The following is a 15,826-nucleotide window of genomic DNA, read 5'->3' on the forward strand; positions in this document are numbered from 1 at the left end:
TAAAAAAACACTTCTTCTATTATACCGAAATTTCTTATTTTACGTTATCCTGCTTTGATGTGTCTAAGCATCTTATAATTTTGTTTTTGATTATAACGTTTAACCAAAGAAATAACCATATCCAAAAATGCAGCAGATTATTAATTTTTTAATACGAAATAAGCATTCATTGCTATTTCTTCTGCTTCTTTTTTTATCATTAATTTTCACAATTCAATCTCATTCTTACCACAAAAGTAAATTTATAAGTTCTACTAATTTTCTAAGCGGAGGAATATATGGGTGGCAACATTCCATTAGTGATTATTTTAGACTTAGAAAAGAAAACCAAAGATTACTCGAGGAAAATGAAAGACTTCATAATCTTGTAAGTTCGTTGGGAGTAGATTCTGTTAGCACAAAATACACGGATACGATTTCTTTTGACAAACCCTATTCATATACAAAAGCCAGGGTTATCAAAAACGATTATAGTAAGATTGACAATTATATCCTTATCAACAAAGGAGAAAAAGATAGTGTTTTCCCCGATATGGGAGTAATTACAGACAAAGGAATCGTTGGCATTATAGAAAATACTTCAAAAAATTACAGTAGAGTTATCTCTATTCTTAATAGTAATTCACGAATCAACGCGGGTTTAAAAAAATCAAATCAATACGGTTCTTTAATCTGGAACGGAAAAGACCCTAATATTGTTCAGTTAGAAACGGTACCTAGACAAGCTGTTTTAAAAGAAGGCGATACCATTATTACACATGGCCGCTCAACTATTTTCCCAAGGGGAATAGGAATAGGTACTATTGTAAATTATACATTGGACCAAAACAAGAGTTATTATCTAATCGATGTTAAGCTCTTTAACGACATGACCGATATTGGTTTTGTATATACCATTAAGAATAATGACGCTAACGAAATCAAAAACTTAGAAAACCTTGATCAATGAATAGAGATACCCTACTACATATAGGACGATTTATCCTCTTGATTTTGGCACAAGTTCTGGTACTCAATCATATAAACTTTTTGGGTGATCTCAATCCGTATATCTATATCATTTTTATTCTTTTAGCTCCTCTTAACATTAATAAAAGTCTTTTCTTATTTATAAGCTTTATCCTAGGATTAACATTAGATATATTTGGTGATTCTGGAGGTGTACATGCAGCAGCATGTTTAGTCATTGCATTCTTTCGTCCTGTAGCGTTACGAACCGTTTTTGGGCTTAGTTATGAATTCCAAACGGTGAAATTAAGTAACATCGGCTTTGGAGAAAAACTCGCCTATGTTACCCTTATGGTTTTAACACATCACATTGTTCTTTTTTCATTAGAAATTTTTAACTTCTCTCACATACTATTAATAGTCAAAAAAACGTTATTTTCCAGTTTATTCACCATTATTGTAACCATGCTGGTTTTAGTATTATTTAGAAGAACAAGTGATTCATGAGAAAGTTATTATTGTATCTCATTATTATAACCACCGGAATTGTATTTATTGCAAGGCTATTTTACTTGCAAATATACAATACGTCCTTTGCATCTCTTTCTGAAGATAATGCAATAAAAGTAATTTATGATTATCCTCAACGAGGTGCGATCTATGATCGTAATGCCAGATTATTGGTCACCAATCAACCTTCATATGATGTAATGGTAATCCCAAGGGAATTAAAACCATTTGACACCTTAGAATTTTGTTCAATTCTAAACATAACAAAGGATAAGCTTGTAAAAAGACTAAAAAAAGCTCGATCCTACTCTCCACGAGTTCCATCTATAGTCATACCACAGTTAACCAAAGATGAATATGCATATCTGCAAGAAAAGATGCGTAAGTTTGAAGGTTTTTATATTCAGAAGCGATCTCTTCGAGATTATCAAACTGTTCATGCCGCTAATGTATTAGGTTATATTGGCGAAGTAAATGAGGCTTTAATAAAAAAAGACCCCTATTATCTTTCAGGAGATCTTATTGGTATTGATGGTGTCGAAAAACAATATGAAAAAGAACTTCGAGGCATCAAAGGTGTAAAACGAATTCAAAAAGATCGTTTTAATAGAGATATTGGGCCTTACAAAAATGGAAAATTTGACACGCTTCCAGTAAACGGAAAGGATCTTACCATTACTATAGATGGTAGATTACAGGCTTACGGCCAAACACTCATGAAAAACAAACGTGGAGGTATTGTAGCCCTTGAACCTTCTACTGGAGAAATTCTCGCATTGATAACAGCCCCCACGTATAAACCTGAATTGCTCGTAGGACGCAAAAGATCTCCAAATTTCACAAAATTATACTACGACACTATTGCAAAGCCACTTTTTGATCGTGGTTTGCAAGGAGAATATCCCCCAGGATCCCCTTTCAAAACAATTAATGCTTTAATTGGATTGCAAGAAGGAGTAATCGACACCAGAGAAAGTGTTTCTTGCAGAATGGGATATTATTATGGAAAAAGAGGTCAGAAATTAGGATGTCACGCCCATAGAAGTCCATTAAACATGATCCCGGGAATTGCAAATTCCTGTAACGCTTATTTTGCAACAGTCTATAGAAGAATCATAGAAAAATATGAAACTCCACAAAAAGGGATAGATACCTGGAGAAAACATGTACAAAGCTTTGGATTGGGTAATTATTTAGGGAATGACCTTTCGGCCGGTAGACCGGGAAAAGTACCAGACTCAAAATATTATAACAGATTATATAAATACCCCACTTATAAATGGTATGCCACTGGAACAATATCCAACTCTATTGGACAAGGGGAAGTTTTGGCGACTCCAATTCAATTGGCTAATATGACTGCCGCAATTGCCAATAGAGGACATTATTACACGCCACATATTATTAAAGCAATTGACGGTGTACCCATAGAAAATGAGAATTATACAAAACCCAAAATAACCACAATAGACAAGGAACATTTTGGACCTGTAGTTGAAGGTATGCATGAGGTGTACACTAAAGGAACGGCAAGTTTCCTTCAAGTAGAAGGAATAGATATTTGTGGAAAGACCGGAACGGCTGAAAACTTCACCAAAATAGATGGAGTAAAAACTCAACTTACCGATCATTCTGTTTTTGTGGCATTTGCTCCAAAAGATAACCCCAAGATAGCTATGGCTGTATTTGTAGAAAATGGATATTGGGGAGCCCGATATGCCGGAAGAATTGCTTCTTTAATGATCGAAAAATATTTAAAAGGAGTTATTACCAGAACAGATCTAGAAGAATGGGTACTTACACATAGTCTTGAAGAAGAATATGCCAAACCCTATAGTGGCGAACCTTTTAAAATTAATCAATAATGGCAAAATCAAGTGTTGCCGCTATTGACTGGATAACGGTTCTGTTATTTTTGTTGCTGGTAGGTTTTGGATGGGCCAATATTTATTCTGCTTCTTATGAAGGTGAAACCTTTTCTTTTTCAGATTTTTCTCAAGCCTATGTCAAGCAGGCTTACTGGATTTTATTAAGTGTTGTTCTTATTATTATCATACAGGCTATCGAAGTAAAATTTTATGAACGTTTTGCCGGCCTTATTTATGTAATTGCCATACTTTCTCTTTTGGGTCTCTTCGTCTTTGGAAAAACAATTTCTGGAGCAACATCATGGTATGCATTTGGACCAGTACGATTACAACCTTCAGAGTTTGCAAAGGCATGTACTGCGTTAGCCCTAGCCAAATTTTTAAGTGATATGCAAACTAATATCAAGTTGCTAAGTCACCAATTAAGAGCATTTTTAATCATAGTTTTGCCAGCTATACTTATTGTACCCCAACCGGATCCGGGAAGCGCCCTGGTATATGCTGCTTTCTTTTTCCCCCTATACAGAGAAGGTCTTGCTGCTATTTATCTTATTGTTGGGGCCTCAGCAGCTGCTTTGTTCATTCTTACCTTACTTTTTAAGCCTATATGGGTTGTTTTGGTTATTGCTGCTGTTATGATTTTTTATTTAATCAAAAACAGGAAACAAAAACCCAAGTATTCAAGATTTATCCTAGCTCTTATAGTCATCACTGGTTTTTGTTTTTCAGTGAATTATATTTTTAATAACGTATTCGAACAAAGGCATAGAGATAGATTTAACATCGTTTTGGGTAAAGAAGTCGATGCCAAAGGAATTGGGTACAATACAAATCAAAGTCAAATTGCCATTGGTAGTGGTAGTTGGACAGGAAAAGGATGGAAAGAAGGCACCCAAACCAAAGGTGGGTTTGTGCCCGAACAACATACCGATTACATTTTTAGTACTGTTGGTGAAGAATGGGGGTTTCTAGGAGCTACTATGGTAGTCATTCTTTTTATTTTACTGCTTATTCGGTTGATTCATTTGGCAGAACGTCAAAAATCACAATTCAGCCGAGTTTATGGTTATAGTGTAGTAGGAATTCTTTTTATCCATTTTGCCATTAATATAGGCATGGTAACTGGTTTAATCCCAACCATTGGTATCCCTCTACCATTTTTTAGCTATGGTGGATCGGGACTTTGGGGATTCACTATTCTATTGTTTATTTTTATTAAATTGGATTCGAATCGTGTAAATGAGTGGTAGTAAATCTTTCTAAAATTTCCAACCACTTATCGATGAAGAGTTTTCTAGTTTCTTTTCGATAGTATCCTCTAGGGATGAGAAAAAATCAATACCTGTAAGCTCTTCAATTTTATCTGTTGGCACTACAAATTCTTTTAATGGCGCATTCGAATTTTGATGAGGCATCAAGAATGCTATCATTTTTGGGTTTTCGGCACCTCCTTTTAGAATCACCTTGTAAAAATATTTGGGTACCGATACAGCTTCGTAACCTATAGATTTAAGATCTCCCGACAAAACACCTCCAGTAACAACATAAAGCCCATCATATTTCTTTGCCCAATATCTTACTTTTTGCTCCAATTCATTCCAGATACCACTGTTAAATTCATGATTTTGTGGGGATATATTCGAGGTTAGGAAAGTTTCTTCAAAAGCATTATAATCATACCTTCTGTCTCCTGCGGGACACAAATGACCACGATCATATCCAGAGTTTTTATAATTACGCCAATCTGCAGAATTGGATCTTACTTTTTCGTCCTTTTCAAAATAAGGGCGCTTAAAATTGTTATTAGACAGATGTTCTCTTTTAAGTTCATAAGCAACCCATTCGGCCTGTTCGTGTTTTTCAGAATAGGATAAAGAATAATTATCATGAACAATTATTGATCCTGTGGTAGATGTAGGCAAATAATAGAATCCAAATTCTGATTTGTCAATAGTTTCTTCTGTAGAATTCGACCAGTCACCACCTTGATACTCTTCAATATAATAAAAACCAATGGTCACAATGATAATCAATACAGGGTATAGATACTTTCTTTTCAATTTATTGTTTATTTAAGAGAAATTTTAAAAGGCAAAAATATTAATTCACCAAAAGAATACACACATATACCTTCTTATTTTACTTTGCTTTGATTTTTTGGAACAAAAGTATACTTGTTTACAAGAAAAAGTTACTCAAAAATTTAACAAAAAATATCAGATTTATGAGTATTCAATTTTTATTTTAGAGACGTTATTTATATAACAATCACAACAAACCATCTTAATTACACATGAAAAATACTATTGAAAAAATTGTTGAAACTGTACTCATTCAAAACAGAATAGGCAATTACGATAAGAAGGATCTAGAACTTCAACTTCAAATACATCCAAATTACCCAAGTTTTCAATCGATCACAGATACCTTAGATTATTTTGATATTGATAATATCGCTGTAGAGGTGCCTGTGGATGCCCTGGATCAACTACCTGAAAGCTTTGTCTCTCTGGTAAAAAAAGATGAACAAGACGAGATCGTAGCCGTCACCAAAAAAAAAGGTAATATTGAGATTAACCACACAAGTTTGTCTTCAAAAAAGTTCAGTCTCGAGCAATTTAAAGAAATTTGGGTTCCAAAAGTTATTGCGGTAGAGTATAATGCTAAGCAAAGTTTTGCTCCGAACCGCTCATTTATTCAAACATTTTTGGCGATCACTTTGGCTGCAGGTATGTTAATTGCATTGATTAATAGGTCTTGGAGTCTGGATCAAGCATTATTTTTGTTAGTTTCTACAGCAGGGTTAGTGTTTAGCTTCTTTGCTCTTCGCGAAAGCTTAGGTATACAGTCCCAAGCTATTCATCAATTCTGTACCTCTGTTGGAAACTCTAATTGTGGAGATGTTATTAATAACAATAGTGGAAAACTGTTTAAGGGTTTTACTTTATCAGACGCTGGGATTGCTTTTTTTGGCTCTTTGACACTCTATCAAATTTTCTTTGGGTTTACGAGCATATTATTGGTTCCTGCACTAATCGGGGTTCCATTTGTAATATACTCTATCTACTCTCAAGGTTTTATCATAAAAAAATGGTGTGCTATTTGCATCACCATAGGAGCAATATCTTTGGTATTGGCAGCAATTGCCCTAAGAGCGCTTCCGCTTACTTTTGAAGTAAGTTTATTACCCGCATTTTTAATGATTTCTGCACTATTTACCCTGATGTATCTTTTTGCTAAAGAAAAAGTGACCGAAAACAAACAGTATAGATCGGATAATATGAAACTAAATCAGTTTAAAAGAGATGGGCAAATATTTGATTACTTGTTAAGCCTATCCGATAAAGTATCGGATACTGCAACTTTTACCAATGAAATAGTTTTAGGAAACCCTAATTCGGATTTTAAGGTAATAAGTTTTACCAACCCAATGTGCGGATATTGTAAAGACGCTTTTGAAGCCTATACGCGTGTACTAAAAGCTATGGGAGATAAATTGCAAATTGTAATACGTTTGGGTGTAAATCTAGATGATCAAAATGCAGAACCTACTCAAATAGCCTTAAGGCTTATGGAAATTTATCATGATCAAGGCTCAGAAAGTTTTATAGCAGCATACTCTGAATGGTTTGCAGACAGAACCTATAGCAAATGGATCAAAAAATATAATGCTCCAAAAAACAATCCTATGTATGTAGAGGTATTGCACAAACAATCAGAATGGTCCAATTCTAATCATATTCCTTATACTCCAGCCTCTGTAATCAATGGTAAAACGTACCCCAAAAAGTATACGTATAATGAGTTTTTCCATTTTATAGGAATAATGCTAGAAAAACATACAGAAACTGTATCTGGGGATGGCCACACCGTAGAAGTTTAAATCATTTCAAGCATACAGGCCATCAACATCAAATTACTAAAACAAAATACTCTTTTTCATAACAAAACATTATGTTTTAATTAACCCAATTAGAACATAAGTCAAAGAATCATTTCTCTATATTTATTTAAGTTTAATCTTAAAACCTTAAATTATGTTAAAGAACATTTTGTCTTTGAACAACGCGAAGCAAATTGAGAAAAAAGATCAAAAATCGATTTCTGGAGGAAGAGTTCCTATTTTGCAACAATGCTATCCCAGTAGCGCTCCCGAATGTTGCGGAACTGCACAATGGCAATGTGGAGTAGGTCCAAGTAGTGGAGGAAGATATAGAAATGGTCGTTGTTATTGTTTCTAAGATCAAATAAAAGTAACTAAATTAAAAGGGGTTCAATTGCTGAGCCCTTTTGTGATATTAATAGTAATAATATTTATTTATTGGTAGAGAGCATTACTTCTCTTTCACATCCAATGCATCTCTAAGAGCATTTCCTATAAGCATAAATGCCATTACAAGGCTCATAATTCCAAGGCCCGGAATTACAGCCAGATAGGCTTTTCCTAAAATGATATATGAATAATGATCTTTGATCATTGCCCCCCAACTTGCCATGGGTGGTTGTGCTCCAATTCCTAAAAAACTAAGCCCACTCTCTATGAGAATTGCAGCGGCAAAATTTGCTGCAGAAATAACAATTACCGGGGCAAGACTATTAGGTAAAATATGTTTACTAATAATTCTGAAATTAGTAAATCCTAATGCTCGTGCAGCAGTAACATATTGCATTTGCTTTACACTCAATACCTGACCTCTAACCACACGAGCTACTTCTACCCACATCGTTAGTCCCACGGCAATAAAAACCTGCCAAAAACCTTTTCCTAAAGCCAAGGTGATTGCAATAACGAGAAGCAATGTTGGGATAGACCAGGTTACATTGATCAACCACATTATAGCAATGTCTACCTTTCCGCCAAAATATCCTGCAATGGCGCCCAAAGATATCCCAAGAAACAGAGAAATTAGGACCGCTACAAATCCTATAGAAAAGGAAATTCTTATCCCTACGAGCATTCTACTAAGTAAATCTCTTCCATATTTATCGGTTCCCAAAATAAACTTTTGATCCTTAATGTACGTATCAATAATCTCATTTGAAGAAAGATCATCAGGAAAACTACGCAAGGGAATCTCTTTTGAGATCCCGATAATCTCGCCCTCGCTATATGGATATATCTTCAAAACATCTTTTTTTAAAGTAAATCGTTCAATTGGGATTTCGGTATCTGTATTTTTTTCACCAAAAAAAACTTTACTAAAAAAAGATTGATCATAAGAGTTTTGAGAAGGTATTGTAAGCATTTTCACATTAAACCCGGGAGGTTTTGAATGAATCGATAAGTGCATTTGGTTGGCATTCTGAGAATTATCAGGGGCCAAAACATAAGCAAAAATCGCAATTAACCCACAGAAAATAATGAAGTAAAAACTCAAAACGCCCCAAAAATTCTTTTTAAATTTTTGGAGCGCTAGTGTGCTTAAAGAGTTTGATTTTGTTTCTGGCATTAACTATTTTAATTCTTCAGTGTAAGAGGGTTTTTAGATCTTCGAATATTATTAATCTTCATATCTTCTAATACACTTATTGCTTCTTCAACATACACATCCTGGCTTAGAGACTCATGCCATCTCTTTCTCTTCTCTTCCAAAATTGTGTCTTTTTTGATCAATTCTTTTTCATACGGTAATGATTCAAAACTTAACTCTGTCTTATAATCATTGATTGCGTCAAAACGTTTTGCTTGTTTTTCGTTAAGCTCGATATTAGCTTTATATTTATCATACTGTAGTGAGTAGATATCTATATCTCTTTTTTGACGAACCCATTTGGCATTCTCGTTAATCAACTTTAATTGATCATTCTCTGCCATTCTGGCCTTACTATTATTAATGGTTTGTTCGAAATCAATATAACCATCCCAAGTATTATAATCTGCAGCTGGTATCTTATCCCATGGTAATGGATTCTCTTGATCTTTTTCTCCAATATCAATATAACTATAACGGTCTGGTACTATAACATCACTTTTTACTCCTTCCAACTGCGTAGAACCTCCGTTAACTCTATAAAATTTTTGAGTAGTAAGTTTTAAAGCTCCAAGATCTCCAAAATCATTACTTCTCATCCATCTATTAAGATCCATAACGTTTTGAACAGTACCTTTACCATAAGTTTGTTTACTTCCTATAATAATAGCTCGCTTATAATCTTGCATTGCAGCAGCCAAAATTTCGGAAGCTGAAGCTGATAATTCATTTACTAAAATAACCAAAGGACCATCCCAAAGAATATTTCTATCCTTATCGCTTAACACTTCCGGAGATTCTCCTTTTGTTTTAACCTGAACGATAGGACCCTTTTCAATAAAAAGACCAGCAATATCTACAACGGTTTGTAATGACCCTCCTCCATTATCTCTTAAATCGATTACAAGACCATCCATATCCTGTTCCTTAAGACGTATAATTTCTTGTTTTACGTCTTTTGCTGCATTACGTTGGTTATAATCCTGCATATTGAAATAAAATTTAGGCAGGTTTACGATACCGTAGGTTTTGTCTTCTTTTTTAACTACAGATGATTTTGCATAGGTTTCTTCGAGCTCTACAACATCTCTAACGATATCTACTATTTCTGTAGTACCATCAACTTTTTTAACGGTTAATGACACTTTGGTTCCTTTTGGACCTTTTATTAAACTCACAGCATCATCAAGACGCATTCCTACAACACTTACCGGTTCTTCTTCATCTTCTTGCTTTACTTTCATAATCAAATCACCTACCTCAACTTTATTTCCCCTCCAGGCAGGTCCTCCCGATATGATTTCAATAATTTTTACATTATCATTCTTTTTTTGAAGCCTTGCTCCAATACCTTCTAGTTTTCCAGACATAGCAATATCAAACCTGTCTTTGTCTTGTGGCGCAAAATAGTAAGTATGTGGGTCGAATTCTTCTACAATAGAGTTTATATATATAGTGAACCAATCTTTACGTTCCAGATCGTCTGCAAACTCGAAATATTCTTTTAATGAAGAACGTGTAAGTTCTCGGGCTTCTTCTTCAAGAGCCATTGAAGTCTTTCTTTCGTAATTCTTATTAGCTGTTACCGAGTCTAATTGTTCCTCTACCTTATCATAGTAGCTAGAAAGTGCATTAAACTTCAGTTGTAACCTCCAACGGTTTTTCATTTCCTTTTTGTTCTTTGCATAAGGAAGCTTTTCATAATCTGTACTAATGTTTTCGTCCTTCTGGAAATTAAATGGTGTTTCGAGAATTTCTTTGTACAAAGATCTTGCTTCGACCATTCGTTGTTGTAAGCGATTATACGTTAAATTAAAGAATATGATCTCTTTATTTCTTATTTCATCATCAATCAGCTTTTCGAATTTCTTAAACTCATCAATGTCACTTTGATAAAAGTAACGTTTCAGAGGATCTAATGCATCCACATAATCTGCAAATACTTCTTTCGAAAAGTCATCATTTATATCCTTTGCATCGTAATGTCCTTTACCCAAAACATAACTTATCAAATCAATCAGCAATTTATCCTTGTCCGGTCCATTCTCTACTTTGGTGGTAAAACTGCAGGAAGCAACCGAAACAATTACGGTAAGCATCAAAATCAAAAAACTCTTTTTCATACGCTCAAATAAAATTTAGGGGTTTCAGGCAATTTACATTAAAAATCGTGCCAATAACCCGTAATATTACTAAATTTTTCTTAAATGAGCTAATATTCTTTGCTACCGTTTTTTCATTAAATATTTGGTGCAAAAAAAGTGTATTTTTATCGTCGTAAAAATCCATGGCTATGACTCAAAAAAAACCGCTCATTCTTGTAACCAATGATGATGGCATTACTGCCCCAGGAATACGGGCTTTGATTAGTGTAATGAACGAAATAGGCGATGTGTTTGTAGTGGCTCCTGATAGTCCACAAAGCGGTATGGGACATGCCATTACAGTGAATAGCACAATTTATTGTGACCCCATTGTAATTGACAAAAATGCTTCGCAAAAAGAATTTAGTTGCTCTGGCACTCCGGCAGATTGTGTAAAAATGGCAGCTCGGGAGATCATGCCAAGAAAACCAGATTTATGTGTCAGTGGCATTAATCATGGGTCAAACTCTGCCATTAATGTAATTTATTCTGGTACAATGAGTGCGGCAGTCGAAGCCGGTATTGAAGGCATACCTGCCATAGGTTTTTCATTATTAGACTATAGTATGAATGCCAATTTTGAGCCTTCAAAAAAATATGTGAGATCCATAGTAGAAAATGTTCTCGAAAATGGGTTACCTAAAGGAGTTGTTCTTAATGTGAACATCCCGCGATTGCCGGAAGAAGAAATAAAAGGAGTAAAAATTTGCAGGCAAGCAAATGCACATTGGGTTGAAGAGTTCGATAAAAGAACCAATCCCATGGGTCGACAATACTATTGGCTTTCGGGTAAATTTATCAACGAAGACAAAGGCGAGGATACAGATGAATGGGCCCTGCGACAAGGATATGTTTCGGTAGTGCCAACTCAATTTGATCTTACCGCTCATCATTTTATACAAGAACTAAATAATTGGTCATTACATGATTAAAAAGGAAATAGCAATTGGTCTTATAACTGGTTTATTTGTAAATAGCATTGGATTTGTTATATGTGTTTTTATATTTTCTGCCTTAAGCCCTCAAACCTTGGGGTTTTCAGAAACGATAACCGCATCATTAAAAAATGACTCATTTGGAAGCCTTATTGTACTTGGAGCCATTCCTAATCTTGTTATTTTCTTTATGTTTTTGAAAAAAGAAATGGCATATCGAGCTCGCGGCGTGCTTCTTGCTACACTTATTGCAGCTATTTGTATTGCAATTAGTAAATTTGGTTAATATTTAAAAACTGTAACGATATATTTGCATGAAGTACTACCTCATTGCAGGAGAAGCATCTGGAGATTTACATGGTTCTAATCTCATGAAATCCATTCAGAAAGAAGACCCTAACGCAGCATTTAGATTTTGGGGAGGTGATCTTATGCAAGCCGTTGGAGGTACTTTGGTAAAGCACTACAAAGAGCGGTCATTTATGGGGTTCATAGAAATCCTGTTTAATCTTCGCAAAATATTGGGTTTTATCAAATTTTGTAAAAAAGATATAGCCCTGTACCAACCCGATGTCGTTATTTTGATCGATAACTCTGGTTTTAATCTACCTGTTGCAAAATGGGCCAAGCTTCAAGGGTTTACTACACATTACTATATAAGTCCTCAACTTTGGGCTTCCAGAGAAGGCCGTATTAAGGCTATAAAGGCATATGTGGATTATATGTATGTCGTATTGCCTTTTGTAAAAGATTTTTATGACAAGTACGAATATCCCGTTCAATTTGTTGGGCACCCATTAATCGATGCTATTGCCGATCACAAACAAATCATGCCCGAAGCTTTTAAAGAAAAACATAATTTGGACGATCGCCCTATTATAGCAATATTACCTGGTAGTAGAAAGCAAGAAATCCGAAAAATGCTTGGAATCATGTTAACTGCTGTCGATGATTTTCCAGAATATCAATTTGTAATTGCAGGTGCTCCCAGCCAAGATATTTCTTTTTACACCCCTTTTATCAAAAAAGAAGGAGTTCATTTGGTTATGAATGAGACCTATGATTTATTAAGCCTCAGTAATGCTGCACTGGTGACCTCGGGTACCGCTACTCTGGAAACTGCCTTATTTAAGGTCCCCCAGGTAGTTTGTTACAAAGGAAGCTATATTTCATACCAAATTGCGAAGCGAATTATCAATCTTGACTATATCTCTTTGGTTAATTTGATTATGGACAAACCCATTGTAACCGAACTCATTCAAGGTGATTTTAACCCAAAAAGACTTCATGAAGAGCTTACCATTATACTAGACGACTATAAAAGAGCTGTCATGTTTCTCGACTATTATGATCTCGAAAAGAAACTTGGCGGAAGAGGCGCCAGTGATAAAACGGCCGCATTCATTGTTGACTCTATAAAGTAAAAACCTCCTCAAAATGAAAAAGTATATAACCTACATTCTGATTCTATTAAGTGCACTAGTTTCTTCCTGCGGAAGTTCATCCAAGAATAAAGCCGTTATTTCTGAAAAGACAAAAAGAACTACAAAAAGCAAAAAGAATGAATACACTGGCAATAGAAAAATAAAAAGCATAGTGAGCTATGCAAAATCCTTTAGTGGAACTCGCTATAAATATGGAGGGACCACCAAAAAGGGTATGGACTGTTCTGGATTGGTTTATACGTCCTTTAAGAAAGAGAATATAGTTTTACCCCGCACTTCAAGAACTATGGCTACACAAGGTAAACCTATCTCGCTAAAAAAGGTTAGTGTAGGAGATCTATTATTTTTTAAGACCAATAAAAGAAAAAATGTAATTTCTCATGTTGGACTCGTAGTCGAAACCAAAGGAGCCATAAAGTTTATTCATGCTTCGACTTCTAGAGGAGTGATAGTATCAAGTCTTGACGAAAAATACTGGAACAAAGCCTTTGTAAGTGCGCGGAGGGTTGTGATGTAAGTTTGGTTGTTGACGATTATATGGTTGATAGTTTATGGTATTGGTTAATGAGCTACTCAACCCGTATATTTAATGTTACGACCGTATACTCGACTCTTTAACCGGTATAATAGGCTACTCACTCGGTATAATTGATGTTTTTATGGTATAATGGACTTCTCACCTGGTATAATTCATGTTTTTATGGTTTAATAGCCTTCTCACTCGGTATAATGAACTCCTCACCCAGTATAATCTATAGTTTTATAGTATAATGGATAGTTTTATTGGTATACCTGGCACTTTTATAGTCTAATCGATATTTCCTTGACAATACTGCACTATGAAATTGTTCTGATGGTTTCATTTAATATTATTTTCTTCTTTTTTTGTTTGACAGGTGTAAGTATATGTGGTAAGAGTTTCATTTTTTGAAACTGGGAGAAAAAAAATACCAAAACACAAAAAAGAGACAGTTTGAAAAGTATAATATATGCAGTGCTGTCCCATTGAGCGGAGTCGAAATGACAGAGAAAGTTACTTTTCAGACTACTTATTCAAATTTGCATAGCATCAAAGCTATAATTATAACTATTTTTTTAATAAAGATTTACCTTGGTTTTACAAATATGTGTTCTCTTACATCTGTAAAAACAAAAAACCCTTAATTAGTTATCAAGGGTTTGAAATCATTATTGAAGTATTCAATTATTCAGGTTGACCCGTTTGCCAAAAAGCAAAACTTAGTATATTGGCATATCTTTCGTATTCTTTGATTTTTGTATCATCGGTACCGTGACCAGATTCTGAATCAATTAATAATAAGTTAGGATTTTTTGAATTATTATATGCTTGGATTTTAGCTGCAAACTTCACAGAAAACCATGCAGGCAATCTTGGGTCATTTAATCCAGCTGTCAGCAAAGTAGCAGGATATTTTTCACCTTTTTTGATGTGATAATAAGCATCCATTTCTTTTAAAGATTGAAATTCAATGGAGTCTTTTACCGAACCAAATTCTTTAACATTATTTGCCCCATTAGGCCAATTGTCTGACCTTAAAGGATTCATATAACCGAATTCTACAATAGCAGCTTTGAATAAATCGGGTTTTTCAGTAATTGAATTCCCAATCATTATCCCACCGGCACTTCCACTCCAAATAGCGAGCTTATTCGCTGAAGTATATTTATTATCAATGAGATACTCTCCACAAGAGATAAAATCTTTCCATGTATTTGATTTAGTACTTTTAAACCCTCCTTTGTGCCAAGCGTCACCTTTTTCTCCACCTCCGCGAACATGAGCGATTGCATAAACTCCACCTTCCATAACCCATAATAATCTTCTTAAAGAAAAGAAGGGGACCATAGATACTCCATAAGATCCATAACCATCCATCATGGTGGCTGTATTTCCATCTTTTTTCAATGACTTTTTGTGGATTAAAGATAAAGGGATTTTTTCCCCATCATGCGAAGCAACTTCAATCTCTTCTACAACAATGTCATTTAATTCTTTAGCTATAAAATTTGGATTTAAATCTTTTTCTACCAGAGTATTACCCGAAAACTGACACCTTTTACTTGGGGTTAGCCAACCACGAGCTGTGATATATAGTTCAGGGTTGTTTAACCCTTTTTTGGATAAAACAATATTAAATGAAACCATCAAAAAAAGGGAAACAAATTATGAGTATCATCATCAAACAAATCGAAATTATAGAGCGTATCGATCAATTAATTCGTTTACAGGCAACGGGTACCCCGTCACAATTGGCAAGACGATTAGAAATTTCGAAAACCAAACTGCATAGAACCATAACCATTATGCGGGAACTACATGCCCCTATAGTATTTGACTTGACCATCCAAAGTTATGTCTATGAAGAAGAAGTAGGATTTGAGTTTGGATTCTATAAGGGTAGACAAAGATCTAGATTGAATCCTTTTGTGGGATAGTTCTTAAATCGAGATAGAAATGTATCTAAAACTACAACACAATTCTAT

Annotated in this window: 15 protein-coding genes; 11 read left to right on the top strand and 4 right to left on the bottom strand. The window is 34.7% G+C overall.

Annotated elements, in window-relative coordinates; genetic code table 11:
- The first annotated feature begins 127 nt into the window (after positions 1-127).
- Genes mreC through rodA form a run of 4 tightly spaced genes read left to right on the top strand, consistent with a single transcriptional unit; the run spans position 128 to position 4,576 of the window.
- Positions 128-949 (top strand): rod shape-determining protein MreC, encoded by an 822-nt coding sequence (gene mreC / locus U6A24_RS02020; RefSeq protein WP_324178264.1) that lies wholly within the window; start codon positions 128-130, stop codon positions 947-949.
- Positions 946-1,455: a rod shape-determining protein MreD gene (locus U6A24_RS02025; RefSeq protein ID WP_324178265.1), complete on the top strand. Its 510-nt coding sequence runs from the start codon at positions 946-948 to the stop codon at positions 1,453-1,455. The genes mreC and U6A24_RS02025 overlap by 4 nt, the downstream gene beginning before the upstream one ends.
- Entirely contained in the window at positions 1,452-3,323 is a 1,872-nt protein-coding gene (mrdA, locus tag U6A24_RS02030) for a penicillin-binding protein 2 (RefSeq protein WP_324178266.1), read from the top strand. Before U6A24_RS02025 ends, mrdA begins: the two co-directional genes overlap by 4 nt.
- Positions 3,323-4,576, top strand: a complete 1,254-nt coding sequence (gene rodA / locus U6A24_RS02035) for a rod shape-determining protein RodA (protein WP_324178267.1) — start codon at positions 3,323-3,325, stop codon at positions 4,574-4,576. Before mrdA ends, rodA begins: the two co-directional genes overlap by 1 nt.
- A 9-nt stretch (positions 4,577-4,585) precedes the next feature.
- Here rodA and U6A24_RS02040 read toward each other — a convergent pair whose 3' ends face one another.
- Positions 4,586-5,386 carry a DNA/RNA non-specific endonuclease gene (locus U6A24_RS02040; protein WP_324178268.1) on the bottom strand — a complete coding sequence of 267 codons (801 nt, stop codon included), beginning with the start codon at positions 5,384-5,386 and terminating at the stop codon, positions 4,586-4,588.
- 233 nt (positions 5,387-5,619) lie between these two features.
- On the opposite strand from U6A24_RS02040, the gene U6A24_RS02045 reads away from it, so the two are divergent.
- Both U6A24_RS02045 and U6A24_RS02050 read left to right on the top strand, forming a co-directional pair.
- Positions 5,620-7,209 (top strand): vitamin K epoxide reductase family protein, encoded by a 1,590-nt coding sequence (locus U6A24_RS02045; RefSeq protein ID WP_324178269.1) that lies wholly within the window; start codon positions 5,620-5,622, stop codon positions 7,207-7,209.
- A gap of 154 nt (positions 7,210-7,363) precedes the next feature.
- Positions 7,364-7,567 carry a hypothetical protein gene (locus U6A24_RS02050; RefSeq protein WP_324178270.1) on the top strand — a complete coding sequence of 68 codons (204 nt, stop codon included), beginning with the start codon at positions 7,364-7,366 and terminating at the stop codon, positions 7,565-7,567.
- Positions 7,568-7,660: 93 nt separating this feature from the next.
- On the opposite strand, the gene U6A24_RS02055 is transcribed toward U6A24_RS02050, so the two are convergent.
- Both U6A24_RS02055 and U6A24_RS02060 read right to left on the bottom strand, forming a co-directional pair.
- Positions 7,661-8,776, bottom strand: a complete 1,116-nt coding sequence (locus U6A24_RS02055; RefSeq protein WP_324178271.1) for an ABC transporter permease — start codon at positions 8,774-8,776, stop codon at positions 7,661-7,663.
- Between the two features lie 8 nt (positions 8,777-8,784).
- Positions 8,785-10,920, bottom strand: coding sequence for a carboxy terminal-processing peptidase (locus U6A24_RS02060; protein ID WP_324178272.1), 2,136 nt, complete (start codon positions 10,918-10,920; stop codon positions 8,785-8,787).
- Positions 10,921-11,090: 170 nt separating this feature from the next.
- Between U6A24_RS02060 and surE the strand changes: the two genes are divergently transcribed.
- The 4 genes from surE to U6A24_RS02080 are packed head-to-tail and all read left to right on the top strand — an operon-like array spanning position 11,091 to position 13,838.
- Positions 11,091-11,873 (top strand): 5'/3'-nucleotidase SurE, encoded by a 783-nt coding sequence (gene surE / locus U6A24_RS02065; protein ID WP_324178273.1) that lies wholly within the window; start codon positions 11,091-11,093, stop codon positions 11,871-11,873.
- On the top strand, positions 11,866-12,162 hold the full coding sequence (locus U6A24_RS02070) for a hypothetical protein (protein ID WP_324178274.1): 297 nt from the start codon (positions 11,866-11,868) through the stop codon (positions 12,160-12,162). Before surE ends, U6A24_RS02070 begins: the two co-directional genes overlap by 8 nt.
- Positions 12,163-12,190: 28 nt before the next feature.
- Positions 12,191-13,300, top strand: coding sequence for a lipid-A-disaccharide synthase (gene lpxB, locus U6A24_RS02075; RefSeq protein WP_324178275.1), 1,110 nt, complete (start codon positions 12,191-12,193; stop codon positions 13,298-13,300).
- 13 nt (positions 13,301-13,313) lie between these two features.
- Positions 13,314-13,838 carry a C40 family peptidase gene (locus tag U6A24_RS02080; RefSeq protein ID WP_324178276.1) on the top strand — a complete coding sequence of 175 codons (525 nt, stop codon included), beginning with the start codon at positions 13,314-13,316 and terminating at the stop codon, positions 13,836-13,838.
- Positions 13,839-14,525: 687 nt separating this feature from the next.
- Here U6A24_RS02080 and U6A24_RS02085 read toward each other — a convergent pair.
- Positions 14,526-15,488, bottom strand: a complete 963-nt coding sequence (locus U6A24_RS02085; RefSeq protein WP_324178277.1) for a prolyl oligopeptidase family serine peptidase — start codon at positions 15,486-15,488, stop codon at positions 14,526-14,528.
- Here U6A24_RS02085 and U6A24_RS02090 point away from each other — a divergent pair.
- On the top strand, positions 15,479-15,778 hold the full coding sequence (locus U6A24_RS02090) for a hypothetical protein (protein ID WP_324178278.1): 300 nt from the start codon (positions 15,479-15,481) through the stop codon (positions 15,776-15,778). The two genes, U6A24_RS02085 and U6A24_RS02090, sit on opposite strands and share 10 nt — an antisense overlap.
- Positions 15,779-15,826: the final 48 nt, after the last annotated feature.

Source organism: Aquimarina gracilis (assembly GCF_035285365.1).
Classification (GTDB): domain Bacteria; phylum Bacteroidota; class Bacteroidia; order Flavobacteriales; family Flavobacteriaceae; genus Aquimarina; species Aquimarina gracilis.